Origin of the sequence: Sphingobacterium composti (genome assembly GCF_009829075.1) — a bacterium.
In the GTDB taxonomy this organism is placed as follows: domain Bacteria; phylum Bacteroidota; class Bacteroidia; order Sphingobacteriales; family Sphingobacteriaceae; genus Sphingobacterium; species Sphingobacterium composti.
On sequence record NZ_WUQZ01000002.1, the window covers coordinates 111264 to 125174 of the forward strand.

At 34.1% G+C, this 13911-nt stretch carries 12 protein-coding genes; 6 read left to right on the forward strand and 6 right to left on the reverse strand.

Features of this window, described 5'->3' with window-relative positions; all coding sequences use genetic code 11:
• Positions 1 to 5 precede the first annotated feature (5 nt).
• Complete coding sequence (locus GOQ17_RS01820; RefSeq protein WP_159633959.1) at positions 6 to 3296, reverse strand: SusC/RagA family TonB-linked outer membrane protein; 3291 nt, start codon at positions 3294 to 3296, stop codon at positions 6 to 8.
• A 59-nt stretch (positions 3297 to 3355) separates the two neighbouring features.
• Positions 3356 to 4465 (reverse strand): FecR family protein, encoded by a 1110-nt coding sequence (locus tag GOQ17_RS01825; RefSeq protein WP_159633962.1) that lies wholly within the window; start codon positions 4463 to 4465, stop codon positions 3356 to 3358.
• A gap of 90 nt (positions 4466 to 4555) precedes the next feature.
• On the opposite strand from GOQ17_RS01825, the gene GOQ17_RS01830 reads away from it, so the two are divergent.
• The 6 genes from GOQ17_RS01830 (at position 4556) to rpsJ (ending at position 9376) form a co-directional block, all read left to right on the forward strand.
• On the forward strand, positions 4556 to 5140 hold the full coding sequence (locus tag GOQ17_RS01830) for an RNA polymerase sigma-70 factor (protein ID WP_159633965.1): 585 nt from the start codon (positions 4556 to 4558) through the stop codon (positions 5138 to 5140).
• Between the two features lie 88 nt (positions 5141 to 5228).
• Complete coding sequence (locus GOQ17_RS01835; RefSeq protein ID WP_159633968.1) at positions 5229 to 5723, forward strand: hypothetical protein; 495 nt, start codon at positions 5229 to 5231, stop codon at positions 5721 to 5723.
• Positions 5724 to 5835: 112 nt separating this feature from the next.
• Complete coding sequence (gene rpsL, locus GOQ17_RS01840; protein ID WP_002993550.1) at positions 5836 to 6249, forward strand: 30S ribosomal protein S12; 414 nt, start codon at positions 5836 to 5838, stop codon at positions 6247 to 6249.
• 19 nt (positions 6250 to 6268) lie between these two features.
• Positions 6269 to 6736, forward strand: coding sequence for a 30S ribosomal protein S7 (rpsG, locus tag GOQ17_RS01845; protein WP_159633971.1), 468 nt, complete (start codon positions 6269 to 6271; stop codon positions 6734 to 6736).
• A 128-nt stretch (positions 6737 to 6864) separates the two neighbouring features.
• On the forward strand, positions 6865 to 8988 hold the full coding sequence (gene fusA, locus GOQ17_RS01850; protein WP_159633974.1) for an elongation factor G: 2124 nt from the start codon (positions 6865 to 6867) through the stop codon (positions 8986 to 8988).
• 82 nt (positions 8989 to 9070) lie between these two features.
• Positions 9071 to 9376, forward strand: a complete 306-nt coding sequence (gene rpsJ, locus GOQ17_RS01855) for a 30S ribosomal protein S10 (RefSeq protein ID WP_039053489.1) — start codon at positions 9071 to 9073, stop codon at positions 9374 to 9376.
• A 147-nt stretch (positions 9377 to 9523) separates the two neighbouring features.
• Here the strand turns inward: rpsJ and GOQ17_RS01860 are convergent, their stop codons facing one another.
• The 4 genes from GOQ17_RS01860 to GOQ17_RS01875 all read right to left on the reverse strand — a co-directional run bounded on the left by GOQ17_RS01860 (position 9524) and on the right by GOQ17_RS01875 (position 13908).
• The gene (locus GOQ17_RS01860; RefSeq protein ID WP_159633977.1) at positions 9524 to 10153 is read right to left on the reverse strand and encodes an outer membrane beta-barrel protein; all 630 of its coding nucleotides are present in this window, start codon (positions 10151 to 10153) and stop codon (positions 9524 to 9526) included.
• 145 nt (positions 10154 to 10298) lie between these two features.
• Positions 10299 to 11015, reverse strand: coding sequence for a DsbA family oxidoreductase (locus GOQ17_RS01865; RefSeq protein WP_236537018.1), 717 nt, complete (start codon positions 11013 to 11015; stop codon positions 10299 to 10301).
• A gap of 119 nt (positions 11016 to 11134) precedes the next feature.
• Positions 11135 to 12499: a TlpA family protein disulfide reductase gene (locus GOQ17_RS01870; protein ID WP_159633983.1), complete on the reverse strand. Its 1365-nt coding sequence runs from the start codon at positions 12497 to 12499 to the stop codon at positions 11135 to 11137.
• Between the two features lie 5 nt (positions 12500 to 12504).
• Complete coding sequence (locus GOQ17_RS01875; RefSeq protein ID WP_159633986.1) at positions 12505 to 13908, reverse strand: hypothetical protein; 1404 nt, start codon at positions 13906 to 13908, stop codon at positions 12505 to 12507.
• Between the last annotated feature and the right edge of the window lie 3 nt (positions 13909 to 13911).

Genomic DNA, 13911 nt, shown 5'->3' on the forward strand with positions numbered 1-13911 from the left:
ACATTTTAAAATCTAGCACCTAGAGAAAATGACACAGATCTTGCGAATGGGAAATTTATTCCACGCTCTTCTTTTACTGAAGATATTCTAAAGATTTGATTCATATAACCTCTCACATTCAATCCTGAAATTCCTAATTTGCTTAATCTAGCACTACGGAAATCATAACCAGCTGAAATTGATTCTGCGCTGAAAGTATTTTCATTCGCTACAAAACGACTTGAGATTGGTGTTTGATCTGTCAATGAAATACCTCTAAATTTCGCTATGTCTCCTGGTTTTTGCCAGCGGTCATATAATGCTCTGCGGTCTTGATTAGATTTAAGTGAATAAATAGAAATATTCTCAACTTTATTATACAATGCACTTTGCATGATTTGTCCACCGACTCTGTATCTGAAATTCATTGATAAATTAAACCCTTTGTAGAAAATAGTGGTACCTATTATCCCTTCTAGATCTGGTGTAGTATTACCAACTTTAACTTCATCCTTATAATCATGAACAAATGTCTGTGTTCCATCTTTTTTAATAAAGATTTCTCGTCCAGTAGCTGGGTCAATACCAGCTGATCTAACTGCCCACATATCTGAGGGACTACCGCCATCATAAAATCGTTGCAGAGAACGAGATCTACTTTCAGTATTGAATCTATCTAAAGCATTTCCAAAGTTTGCGAATTGCACTCTTGTGTTTCGGGCATTCGCATTAACTGTCCACATCAAATCATTTGACTTAATAATTTGATAATTTGATGATATTGTCAATCCACGAGTTTTTTGTGTACCAATATTCATTGGTACTGTAGCAGTACCTGTTGATGTAGGTACATCAACCTGGACTAACAATGGATCAGTCAATTTATTAAAGTAATCGAAATTAAGACGTAATCGGCGATCTAATATTTCTACATCAAGTCCTATATTTTTATCAATTGTTTTTTGCCAATCTAGATTTTGATTACCCCACGTACTAATCAATGCACTCAAGCCAAAAGGGTTAGGATTTTCTAGATTATACGTATAGATATTCATTGTCATACGTGCATCGAAATTCTGATTACCCGGGTTACCCATTGACGCACGAAGTTTCAAGTACGAAATGAATGGAACGCTTTTCATGAAATCTTCGTTATGAATGTTCCATCCAAGACCTGTAGCCCATGTCGAAGTAAATTGGTTTTCGACGCCAAATAAAGATGACCCGTCAGATCTAAAACTTGCATCAACTAAATATTTATTGTTAAAAACGTATCCTGAATTGAAATAATAACTTGCGGATCTTCTCTCATTTTCCGTATAACGCGGTTTTGTATTATTACCATAACCATTAGAAAATGCAGGATTTGGATACAAATCCTCCATAAACCCTTGAACACTAAAACCATTCGTAATCTGATTCGAATGATCCAAACGTATACCTGCAACTAAATTCACCAGATGCTTCTGACTAAATAATTTACCAAAAGTAGCAGTGACGTCACCATTATAACGTATACCATCTGTTAATGAAGAAGTATAAGAACCTCTATCAACAACTGGAGTGTTCTCATATTGACTATGTCTAGGACTTATAAATCGCTCTGCTTTACTTGACGTTTTACTCAATCCTAATCTTCCTCTTAGACGGAATGAAGGAATTAAACGCCAATCTAAATCGAGGTTATTTCCAAAATTGAAACTTGGACTTTTATCAAGATAATTTACAGTAGCGTCATACATTGGGTTGAAAACGTTGACTGTTCTATTGAAGTTCGAATTTTCCCATCTACCTTCTACAAAACTTTCTACAACTCGCAATACATCACCATATTCGTCATACTTTCTGAAGTAAGGGTTGGCAGAAGAATAATTAGAAAAACTTACTGGCTCCCTATTAGCAGTTACGTTATCAACTGTTAGATTATTTGAAAATGAGAAATTACCAGTTCTATATATCAATCTAAAATTACCATTAACTGCATCTCGCTCTGAACCCTTCATCACTCCAGGTGTTTTACCATAAGTCAATCCAATACCATAGCGCATCTTTTGATCACCACCATCGGCATATATATTATGACTCTGCGATAAAGCAACACGTAATGGTTCATTCATCCAATACGTATCAACTCCGCGGCGAGCCTCTGCCAATCTAGAGTAATATTTATCTCTATTATCAGATTCTAACAATATCTCACCATTTGCGTCTACAGCACCATAGTATCCTGAAAGCCTTTCAAACCTAAGCTTCTCTTCCGAGTTCATTAAATTATAATCAGATAAATCCGCAAAGTTTACAGAAGTATTTACATTATAGCTTACTTTAAAAGTCCCTGCTTCTGGACGTTTGGTTTCTACAACGATAACTCCATTTGCTGACTTCGAACCATAAATTGCTGTAGCTGCAGCATCCTTCAAAACAGTGATTGATTCTACACGATCCATATTCAAATCGCTAATTACTTGCAATGAAGTTTCATAACCATCTAAAATGAATAAAGGTTGATTTGGATCATTTTCAAATTCTTGATTCAATCCAATTACAGAAGTTTTACCACGAATACTTACATCAGCTAATGTATTAGGATCAGAACCAAACTCAATGTTATCTTCCAAAGCGAAAGCTGGATCTAATGTCCTTAAAGCTTGTAAGATATTTTGGTTATTAACCATTTTTAGTTCTTTAGCGGTATATGTTGCCGAAGAGCCAGTAAAACTTTCCCTTGTTCTATTGTATATACCTGTAATGACAGTTTCCTCTATTTCCGTTCCTTTCTCTTTCAAAAAAACTTGAATAGCCTTCTCGTCATTTACGATGACCTCTTGCTCCTGATAGCTAACATGCTTAAATAAGAGCGTAACTTTTCCTGTAGGAATATTCGCTGTAAATAATCCTGTAGCAGAGGTCTGACCGATTGCTGTAGAACTATTTTTAATGAATATGGTTACACCAGATGCAGGCAAACCATCTATTGTTAATGCCTTAATCTGTAAACTACGTTGTTGCTGTTCCGATACATTATTTTTTTTGGACAACACAATTGTCTTATCCTTTATGGCATAACTAATTCCATTAGGTGTAAAAACTTTGTCTAATGCATCCTGTAGATTTGTATTCTTTAAATTTTGATCAATGATTTTATTTTTATCAAAGATGTTATCTAGATGAACTATTGAGTAATTAGTTTGTTTTTTAATTTCATCAAGATATTGTTGAATAGTTATTCTATTCTTTTCAATATGGATTTTTTGCATTGGCATAGCCCATGAATTGCACGCTATTAATGCAGAGCAAATCCCCAATTTGTACTTCATTATGTAATTAATTGATTAGGTTATAAAAATTAATTTGATTTTAGGCTTAAGTAGATATTTTACCTCACTATTATCCTCCTTTCTTGTACTTCAAAAGTGTTACCCTCCGCTAAGGATAGGATGTCAAGTATAGTTTCTATGTCACTAAACTTCGATATACTACCTTTATATTTGACATTAGTATCTATATCGTCGAAAATAACATCCACATCATACCAATTTCCAATTTCAGTCATTATCTCTTTAATATTCTTATTTTCTAATGAGAAGAATCCCCTTTGCCAAGCTCCCACCTGTTCAGAATTGAAATTCTTAATTTTGAACTCTCCTTTTGAATTTACATCCAGCTCATCTCCTGGCTTAAGTTTCACTGAGAATTTTTCATTAGAAATCTGCACAGCCCCTTCGAATAAAGAAGTTTTTATGCCTCCATCTTTGATCTGGCGAACGTTAAATTTAGTACCTAAAACTTCTATTATAGTTTCACCCACTTTTACTTTAAATGGACGATTATAAACATCCTTTTGAACATCGAAATACACTTCTCCATCGACTGTCACAAATCGTTCAGTAGTCGAAAAATTGGAAGGAAAAGAGATATTTGAGTTTGCATTTAGGGTAACTCGTGTTTTATCCTCAAATTGAATAGTGAAATTTCCACCTTTTGGAGCAGATATAGTTTGGATTTCAAAAGAGTTTTTAGCAATTGGTTTAACAAAAATCTCATCCTCAGCGATACGCTCTACAACAATATCTCCAAAGCGCTGAACTGAATCATAATGCAAATCACTCAATACAACCAATTCACCTTTGGTTGTACGAAGTATACCTGTTGATTTACCAGGTACAATTCTATTTTCAACAACCACTTCATCAGTTGATATCTCTGTATTCGCATTATGATAGATATAAAATCCTATTGCTATGAATACAAGTAAAACACTAGCAACTCTTAAGATATATTGCAATCTTTTCCAAATAGATTTTATTGGAAAAACAGCATTTAAAACATTCTTCTCTAATCTCCTACGACTAATCTCATTCCATGATGAGGAGTCAATTTTATGGTGTATACTATCGAGCCAATTCTCCAATATCTCATGTTCCTCAGCGGACAATTTATTTTGGTTATATCGCTTTAATAGGTCGTCAAAATGGTCACTTTTCATATTTTAGTTGGCAGATCAATGCAATCTTTACTACCTTAGTAACGCAACTATCAATCAACACACATAACTAAAAACATTTTTTTCATTTATATGCCAAACAGTATCGTAGATATCAAAGATTCTGAAAAGACACAAATTCTGCATATAGATACAGAAGAAAAGTTCAAAGTAGTGTATAATAAATATACAGATATACTATACTCTTATATACACTCCAAAGTTGGAAATGAAAAAATTGCAGAAGATATACTGCAGGAGGTGTTTATTGATTTTTGGGAGAAAAGAACTGAAATAAAAAGTTCTTTATATGGTTTTCTGTTGCAAATGTGCAAATACAAAATATTCAATTATTATAGATCCGAAAGAGTGCGTGGTGAATATATCCTACATCTGAGTAATTTCTTAACCGAAATCAACGAACGTACACCATATAAATATGTAGAAGCAAAAGATATTTTGCACCAAATAGAGTTGCTGATTAAAAATTTACCTCCGAAATGCAGAAAAGTATTCTACATGAATCGTTTTGAACAAAAAAGTATTGCGGAAATAGCAGACGAACTCAATATATCGAAAAGAACCGTAGAGAATTATATAACCACTTCATTAACATATATAAAAAAACATAATTCATCGCTGTACTTTATTATAGTGTTTTATTTGAACATTTATTAGATTTCCTAACAATACCTTATTACAATAACTAGAATAAATGCAGCATAAGTTATTTTTATTTCGTTAATTGATATAAAACAACTATATCATGCGACTAATCAAACTATTTACATTATTGCTAATTGTTATTACATTGTCAGCTTGCAAAAAATCGAAGGATATGCAAGAACAAAATCAGATTACCATTGATAACAAATTCTTAACCCAATCGTCATGGCAAATTGAGCTTTCTGATCGCAATCCAGAACTCAATCCCGAAGGGGCAATCTTTAATAGTTTTGGAAGATATGGTGGTAGTAGTTGTATCTTATTCCATAAGTTTACTTTTACTAAAAAAGGCAAATTAATAGAAATTCAAAACGCTCCGAACTGCTTTTATACAAAGTCACAAGAAGTATATTATTATATCTTGGATGAGAAGAATAATAAACTGATCATAAAAAAGTTCTTAGACAACTCTACAACACAAAAAATGGAAGATGTAGAATACAGTATTATAGTATTGAATTCGAATCAACTGAAATTATCCTATATTGATAAAGGTCAGTTACATGTACGTTCTTTCAAACCATATGAAAAATAACCGATTAAAGTTCAAACTTTTTCCACTCAACACTTTACAGTTACAGATATAATATTTATCTTTGCGGACTTAAAAAGATTTTTTAACAAAAATTAAAAACAAAAACAGGTAAATGCCTACTATTCAACAATTAGTTAGAAAAGGTAGAGTAGCTCTGGTTGATAAGAGTAAGTCACCAGCGTTGGACTCATGTCCACAGCGAAGAGGTGTATGTACACGTGTATATACTACTACCCCTAAAAAACCAAACTCAGCAATGCGTAAAGTAGCTCGTGTACGTTTAACAAACGGTAAAGAGGTTAACGCTTACATCCCTGGAGAAGGTCACAACTTACAAGAGCACTCGATCGTATTGATCCGTGGTGGTCGTGTGAAAGATTTACCAGGTGTACGTTACCACATCATCCGTGGTGCATTAGATACTTCAGGTGTAGCAGGTCGTAACCAACGTCGTTCTAAATACGGAACTAAGCGTCCTAAACCAGGACAAGCAGCTGCAGCTCCAGCAAAAGGTAAAAAGAAATAATTAAACGGAGGAAAGAAAAATGAGAAAATCAAAACCGAAAAAGAGAATCATTTTACCTGATCCAAAGTTTAATGACGTTCAGGTAACACGTTTTGTAAACAATATGATGTTAGACGGTAAAAAATCTATCGCTTACTCTATTTTTTACAATGCAGTAGAATTAGTAGAATCAAAAACACAAGAAAACGGTTTAGAGACTTGGAAAAAAGCTTTAAACAATGTTATGCCTGCTGTTGAGGTTAAATCACGTCGTGTAGGTGGTGCTAACTTCCAAGTTCCAATGGAAGTTCGTCCAGAGCGTAAAATCGCTTTAGGTATGAAATGGTTAATTTCATACGCTCGTAAACGTGGCGAAAAAACTATGTTCGAAAAATTAGCAGGAGAAATCATTTCAGCTTCTAAAGGTGAAGGTGCTGCTGTTAAGAAGAAAGAAGATACGCACAAAATGGCGGAAGCTAACAAAGCGTTCTCACACTTCAGATTCTAATTTTGAAAAATACGAATCAAATATGATTACACCGACTTTAGATAAACGATTATTTCTTTATCAAAGTCGGTGTACTTATTTAATTGCATTAAAAGAAATCGTCGAAAGACAAATTGCATAAAAACACAATGGCAAAAGATTTAAAATTAGTTAGAAATATCGGTATCGCTGCTCACATCGATGCTGGTAAAACTACAACTACAGAGCGTATTTTATTCTACTCTGGAGTAAACCATAAGTTGGGAGAAACTCACGAAGGTTCTGCAACTACTGACTGGATGGCGCAAGAGCAAGAGCGTGGTATCACGATCACTTCTGCTGCTGTAACAGTATTCTGGAACTACCGTGGTAACAAATACCAAGTAAACGTAATCGATACTCCTGGACACGTGGATTTCACGGTTGAGGTAAACCGTTCATTACGTGTATTAGACGGATTAGTATTCTTATTTTCAGCAGTTGACGGTGTTGAGCCTCAATCAGAGACTAACTGGAGATTAGCTGATGGATACAAAGTTCCTCGTATTGGTTTCGTAAACAAAATGGACCGTTCAGGTGCTGACTTCTTAAAAGTTGTTGGTCAAGTAAAATCAATGTTAGGTTCTAACGCTGTAGCTTTACAATTACCTATCGGTGCAGAAGATGGTTTCGAAGGTGTAGTTGACTTAATCAACAACCGTGGTATGGTTTGGAATGAAGCTGATAAAGGTATGACTTTTACAGAAGTTCCTATCCCTGCTGATATGGTTGACGAGGTAGCTGAATACCGTGAGAAATTATTAGAAGCTGTTGCTTCATATGATGAGTCTTTGATGGAGAAATTCTTCGAAGATCCTAACTCATTAACAGAGCGTGAAATCTTAAATGCATTACGTGCAGCTGTATTAGATAACGCTATCGTTCCTATGGTTTGTGGTTCATCTTTCAAAAACAAAGGTGTACAAACTATGCTTGACTTAGTAATGGAATTATTACCTTCTCCATTAGATATCGAAGCTGTAAAAGGTACTAACCCTAATACAGGTGAAGAAATCGAGCGTAAACCATCTGAGTCTGAGCCTTTCGCGGCATTAGGTTTCAAAATCGCAACTGACCCATTCGTAGGTCGTTTATGTTTCGTACGTGCTTATTCAGGTGTATTAGAGGCAGGTTCTTATGTATTGAACACTCGTTCAGGAAACAAAGAGCGTATCTCTCGTATCTTCCAAATGCACGCTAACAAACAAAACCCTATCGAAAGAATTGGTGCTGGTGATATCGGTGCAGTAGTTGGTTTCAAAGACATCAAAACTGGTGATACTTTGTGTGACGAAAAACACCCTATCGTTCTAGAATCAATGGTATTCCCTGAGCCAGTTATCGGTTTAGCTATCGAGCCTAAAACTCAAGCTGACGTTGATAAATTAGGTATTGGTTTAGGTAAATTAGCTGAAGAGGATCCTACATTCGTAGTTAAAACTGATGAAGATACTGGTCAAACAGTTATCTCTGGTATGGGCGAGCTTCATTTAGATATCTTGATCGACCGTTTGAAACGCGAATTCAAAGTTGAGGTAAACCAAGGTGCTCCTCAAGTAGCATACAAAGAGTCTATCACAGGTACTACAGAGCACCGTGAAGTATACAAAAAACAATCAGGTGGTCGTGGTAAATTCGCGGATATCAAAGTTGTTATCTCTCCTGCTGATGAGGATTGGGATGTTGCTAAAAACCCTCTTCAATTCGTTAATGAAATCGTTGGTGGTGCTATTCCAAGAGAATACATTCCTTCAGTTCAAAAAGGTTTTGAAACTTCAATGAAGAATGGTGTATTAGCTGGTTATCCATTGACTGGTATGAAAGTTCGTTTGATTGATGGTTCATTCCACGCAGTCGATTCAGATTCATTATCATTCGAATTAGCTGGTCGTATGGCTTACCGTGAAGCATTACCTAAATGTTCTCCAGTGTTATTAGAGCCTATCATGAAAGTGGAGGTATTGACACCAGAAGAAAACATGGGTGATGTAATGGGTGACTTAAACCGTCGTCGTGGTCAGATGCAAGGTCTAGATACACGTAATGGTGCGCAAGTAATCAAAGCTATCGTTCCTTTATCAGAAATGTTTGGTTATGTAACTCAATTACGTACTATCACTTCAGGTCGTGCAACTTCTACAATGGAGTTTGATCACTTTGCTGAAGCGCCGCGTAACGTAGCTGACGAAGTAATCGCTAAATCAAAAGGTAAAATCAAAGCTATCGAAGATTAATTTTAATCTCGATAATTAAAAATAAACCGATCTCCTATTGTGAATAGCTCTAATAGGAGGTCATTTTAAAAATAAATATAAAATGAGCCAAAGAATCAGAATCAAATTGAAATCTTACGATTACAATTTAGTTGACAAATCAGCTGAGAAAATCGTAAAAACAGTAAAACCTACAGGTGCAGTAGTTTCAGGTCCTATTCCTCTTCCTACTGAGAAAAAAATCTATACAGTTTTACGTTCACCACACGTTAACAAAAAAGCTCGTGAGCAATTCCAATTATGTTCTTACAAAAGACTTTTGGATATCTACTCATCAAATGCTAAAACTGTTGATGCATTGATGAAACTTGAATTACCTTCAGGTGTTGAAGTTGAAATCAAAGTGTGATAGATTTCAGTACTGAAAAAGAAAATCCTTCTCCCATAAAAGGAGAAGGATTTTTTGTTTGTCGCATAAATACCCTTTAATATAATCACATAAAAACTCCTTATAACTTTTAGGCTATAAGGAGTTATACTAACTGATATTTTTCAATTAGAATTTGAAAGTTAATCCAAATTGAGCTGCATCAAAGAAATTGTTAAATCTGTTGACATTAACACCGAATTCATTTACTGATTTAGCGCCATCAACATCTACTTTAGAAGTATTGTAACCAATTACATTACCGAAAGCAAAATTCAAAGCAACTTTATCTGTCAAGAAATAATTTGCTCCGATACCTGCATTTACACCAAATCTATTAGTTTTAGGGCTGTCAGTGGTGTTTCCTGCAACAGTTAATTCTGATTTTGAGTTATTATAATCAGCATTCAATTCTGCGTATGTTTTGAAACGAGAACCTAACTCTAAGAAATAATATCTACCAAATACACCAACACCAATATTGCTATTCGTAGATTTTCTGTCTGCACCATACTCGTCTTCTGTGCTTGTACCTACATTGAAATTGATACCAGCAGCAAACTTATCTGTAAAGAAGTAACCTACTTTTGGTGAAAAATTGAAATTTGAATTTTTAACTTCTGAATTCTCGTTATCTCTTGAATTGAAACCTAAATTTCCCTCCACAATAACATTTCCTTTGCCAAAACCCATTTCTTGTGCTTGTGAAGCTAATGCTAATCCTGCAACAGCAGTAAGTGTAAGTAATACTTTTTTCATATCTATCTTTATTAAATTACCTCACAAATATACAACTGACTTTTAAAAGAAAAAAGTCAATAAGTCAGATTATTGTCAATAAAATTAAAGAACGACATAAATAGTTAACCATGAGAAACATATATTACTTCAAACAATCTACTCACTAATCACATCCTTCTAATCCGCACGAAGGAGCATCTGTACCATTCTCAATTTGAATAGAAGTATTGCCAGTCTGCCATTCCGAATAGGCCTTTTGTAATGTTTGGAAGAATAATTCAACAGGCTGAGCTCCAGACACAGCATATTTGCGATCATAAACAAAGAAAGGTACGCCTTGCATACCTATTTGACGCGCTTCATGCATGTCCATTTTGACTTCATCATCCAATGAGCCTTCTGCAACAGCTTTTTCATAAACTTCAGCGTTCACTCCTACTTGCTTAGCAATATCTTTCAGCACTTCGATATCATCAATATTTTTACCTTCTGTAAAATAACTTTGAAACAACAGCTCTTCTACCGCATCCTGCTTACCAAACTGTTTAGCAAAATGTGTCAATACGTGTGCTCTAAAAGAATTAGCTACCACAGACTTATCAAAATTGAAAACCAAACCCTCTTCAGCAGCCATCTGTGTGACCTGTGCGTTTAAAGCTTTTGCCTGCTCCACCGGCATACCCTTATGTTGTGCTAAATAATCATTGATACTAATTGAAGTATCAGTCTGCATAGTTGGATTCAGCAGAAAACTCTTCCATTCTATTTCAATCTTATCTTTCAAGGGTGAATTTTCTAAAGACTTTTCAAATCTACGCTTTCCGATATAACAGAATGGGCACATTACATCGCTCCATATTTCTATTTTCATTTTTTTCATGTCAACATTTTATATTTAAAATTACTAAGCTATACAGAATCTATCGTCACAATAAAGTATAAATAAAAATCCCAATAACTTTGACAGTTATTGGGATTGGTAAACCTACTTTTGAAAGCTTATAACAACTTTTGAAAAAGTGATTTTAATTCTGGAGAACTTGGCCTAGCTGCTTTATACTGCATCAACTTCCCGTCAGGACCATATAATAGAAAGTGTGGAATTCCCGTAACATTCATCAATTTATCATAATTAGAATTTCCTAATTCCCATTGATGACCATGTAGATTAAGTTCGTTGACTTTATTTTTCCAAGCTGTTTTATTATCATCCAAAGAGATACTCAGGAAAACGATATTCTTGTCCGCAAATTCTTTTTCTAAAGCCTGCAAATAAGGTATCTCCTTGATACAAGGCACACACCACGAAGCCCATAAATCAATGTAAATGTACTTTCCTTTGAACTGAGAAATAGAAACTTCATTACCCGTTAAATCTTTAAACTTCACATCAGGAAAATCGCTACCTATTGTAGTATTTCGAATATTCTTGAGATCATTTAATATTCGATTACCCAAATGTGGATTATTAAGATCTTCTAACAGAGATTCTAATCTTTCCACATCTTTATCAAATACACTCAAATCGGTAATCCTATAGGAAGTAATAAAACGATTCAAATCACTATCCAAAACACGCGCAATCAATTGCTCATTACTAAACAGCTCTTTCAACTTATCCGATTTTATTTTTAATCTATTGAGAGGATCTCGTTCATTAATTATTAATCCATTGACATAATTATTCACATTCATAGCCCCATTATAAAAGGATAGAACAAATGGTGAATTGAAAACCGAAGGTATTGATTCCTCTACTTCCTTCGGTAATTTGCCATTTCGATTACTAGCATAAAATAAAGTCAAATAACTATTAAACGCCCAAATCTTGAGGTATTCCTTTATATCTGCATTTTTGACTGCATATTTTTTAATTAACTTGTCAGTCTCTGCAATATAAACATCTAGATTGGCGTCTGCAGCTGTGGAATTCATAAATGAATTTCTAATAGTGCTGTTTACAAATCCTGAAAAATCAATGAAAGCATTATTATCCGTTTTTTTATAGCCTGGAGCAACTTTTAAGTATTCTTCTTTTGAATAATTAATTTTGAAGTTCAACTTTTCTCCTGGCTTAACAAAAATCGGGAATGTAGCTCCCAATTGTTGATTTTTAGCGATTGGTGAAAATGTCACTTCATACCATGTAGGTTCACTCAATTCAAATTGGACATTAAACTCTCCATTTGAAGTAAGGGGATATTCATCCCCTTGTGTCCTATTGAACAGTTCAGTAATATGTATTAAATACTTATCATCTAAATTTATTATTCCTGAGATCTGTGTTTTTTTTGCAAATGAGATCGATGGAATTATCAATAAATTGAATAAAAGTATGCTTATATAGGCGTATGTAACTTTCATAAGGATTAATTAACTCGCTTTTTATAATATAGTTTTACAGGTTTATCGGAAATCCCTAAAAATGATGCTTTTAGGGTTCCTGTTTGAATATCATAAACCAATACTGAACCACTGTTTGATTGAGATGTAGAGTCATATACCGCTACAAACAGTTCATTCTCTTCTGGATCCTTTTCGATTGCAGTTATCACACCAGGTATATTAATAGTTACGAAAGGTGAAGTCGGCAAATTATCTGTTGTAAAAAACCATTGATATACACTTCTTCCGTCTGCATACAAGTATTTTACATACTTATCAACCACTAAGGGTTGATGATCCTTATGAATATTTGTTGATGTAGCAGACAATAGAGTTGTAGTCGCGTCAGCATATCTTCCATAGAAAGTAAACTCACTAGACAATACAGATCTATGTATATTTGATGGATTCTGTTTATCCTTTGTCAACACGTAGATATTGTTATTGGTTACTGCAAAAGTCAGCAAATCCTTTCCTACAAAATAATTCCCAGAATTGTATAGATAATATGAATTGTAGAAATTTAGTAACTGTGAAGCCTTCTTATTCCATAAAAAATAATTAGTCTGATAGCTTGCGATTATTACTTGACTTCTATTTTCAACAACAGTATCTAAAAGCAAATTAGGAGCTTTTAAAATTACATTTTCAAATGTTGAGATTTCGTATAAGTTGCCATCCTCAGAAATAACTAACCCAGTACGACCTGCATCATTTGGCACTAACAAATGCATAGGTTTAAGAGAATTATAGTTCGCATCTTGAATTGTCCTTTCTACGATAAATGTGCTATAATCCAATCCATAGATTTTACCTTCTTTATTTGATATATATACCATATTACCTCTTTGTATAATATCGGTAGGCATTTTACCAAAAGATAAGTCTGGGTTATTGAATGCTATCACATTCTTATGAACCGATGATGTTGACATTTCAGACAATTGCTGATTGGGCAATCTTCTGATAAAATTAAAATCACCCTCTCTTGATGAGTTTTCAGTCAAGATCATCAATCCCTCTTCATAAGGGGAGTTAATCTTCAATTTGAATCTATAGTAAGTACTACCATCTTCATTAGACACTTTCAGCCTAGACTCAAATAATCCTAGAGTATTCGGAGTATATTTTAATATACGTTCATTCGAAACTATCTCATTCTCAATATACCACTCGTACGTTAGGTTTAAATTTGGATTGGTTTGCGTCACTATTGGCTCTATTGTGAATTCTAAAAAATTATCATATTGAATAGTTTCATTTTCATCGAATGGTAATTCAACACTAATTTCTGATATTTGACGTGTGTCAACACTTGTTTCATCTTTATAACAAGAAGATAAACTTGCTATGATGAATAAAGCACATAATATAATATAGTTTTTCATACA

Coding starts and splice junctions, on each gene's coding strand:
- GOQ17_RS01870 (WP_159633983.1), bottom strand. CDS start 12,499: ATGAAAGTTACATACGCCTATATAAGCATACTTTTATTCAATTTATTG.
- rpsG (WP_159633971.1), top strand. CDS start 6,269: ATGAGAAAATCAAAACCGAAAAAGAGAATCATTTTACCTGATCCAAAG.
- fusA (WP_159633974.1), top strand. CDS start 6,865: ATGGCAAAAGATTTAAAATTAGTTAGAAATATCGGTATCGCTGCTCAC.
- rpsL (WP_002993550.1), top strand. CDS start 5,836: ATGCCTACTATTCAACAATTAGTTAGAAAAGGTAGAGTAGCTCTGGTT.
- GOQ17_RS01830 (WP_159633965.1), top strand. CDS start 4,556: ATGCCAAACAGTATCGTAGATATCAAAGATTCTGAAAAGACACAAATT.
- GOQ17_RS01865 (WP_236537018.1), bottom strand. CDS start 11,015: ATGAAAAAAATGAAAATAGAAATATGGAGCGATGTAATGTGCCCATTC.
- GOQ17_RS01820 (WP_159633959.1), bottom strand. CDS start 3,296: ATGAAGTACAAATTGGGGATTTGCTCTGCATTAATAGCGTGCAATTCA.
- GOQ17_RS01860 (WP_159633977.1), bottom strand. CDS start 10,153: ATGAAAAAAGTATTACTTACACTTACTGCTGTTGCAGGATTAGCATTA.
- GOQ17_RS01825 (WP_159633962.1), bottom strand. CDS start 4,465: ATGAAAAGTGACCATTTTGACGACCTATTAAAGCGATATAACCAAAAT.
- GOQ17_RS01875 (WP_159633986.1), bottom strand. CDS start 13,908: ATGAAAAACTATATTATATTATGTGCTTTATTCATCATAGCAAGTTTA.
- GOQ17_RS01835 (WP_159633968.1), top strand. CDS start 5,229: ATGCGACTAATCAAACTATTTACATTATTGCTAATTGTTATTACATTG.
- rpsJ (WP_039053489.1), top strand. CDS start 9,071: ATGAGCCAAAGAATCAGAATCAAATTGAAATCTTACGATTACAATTTA.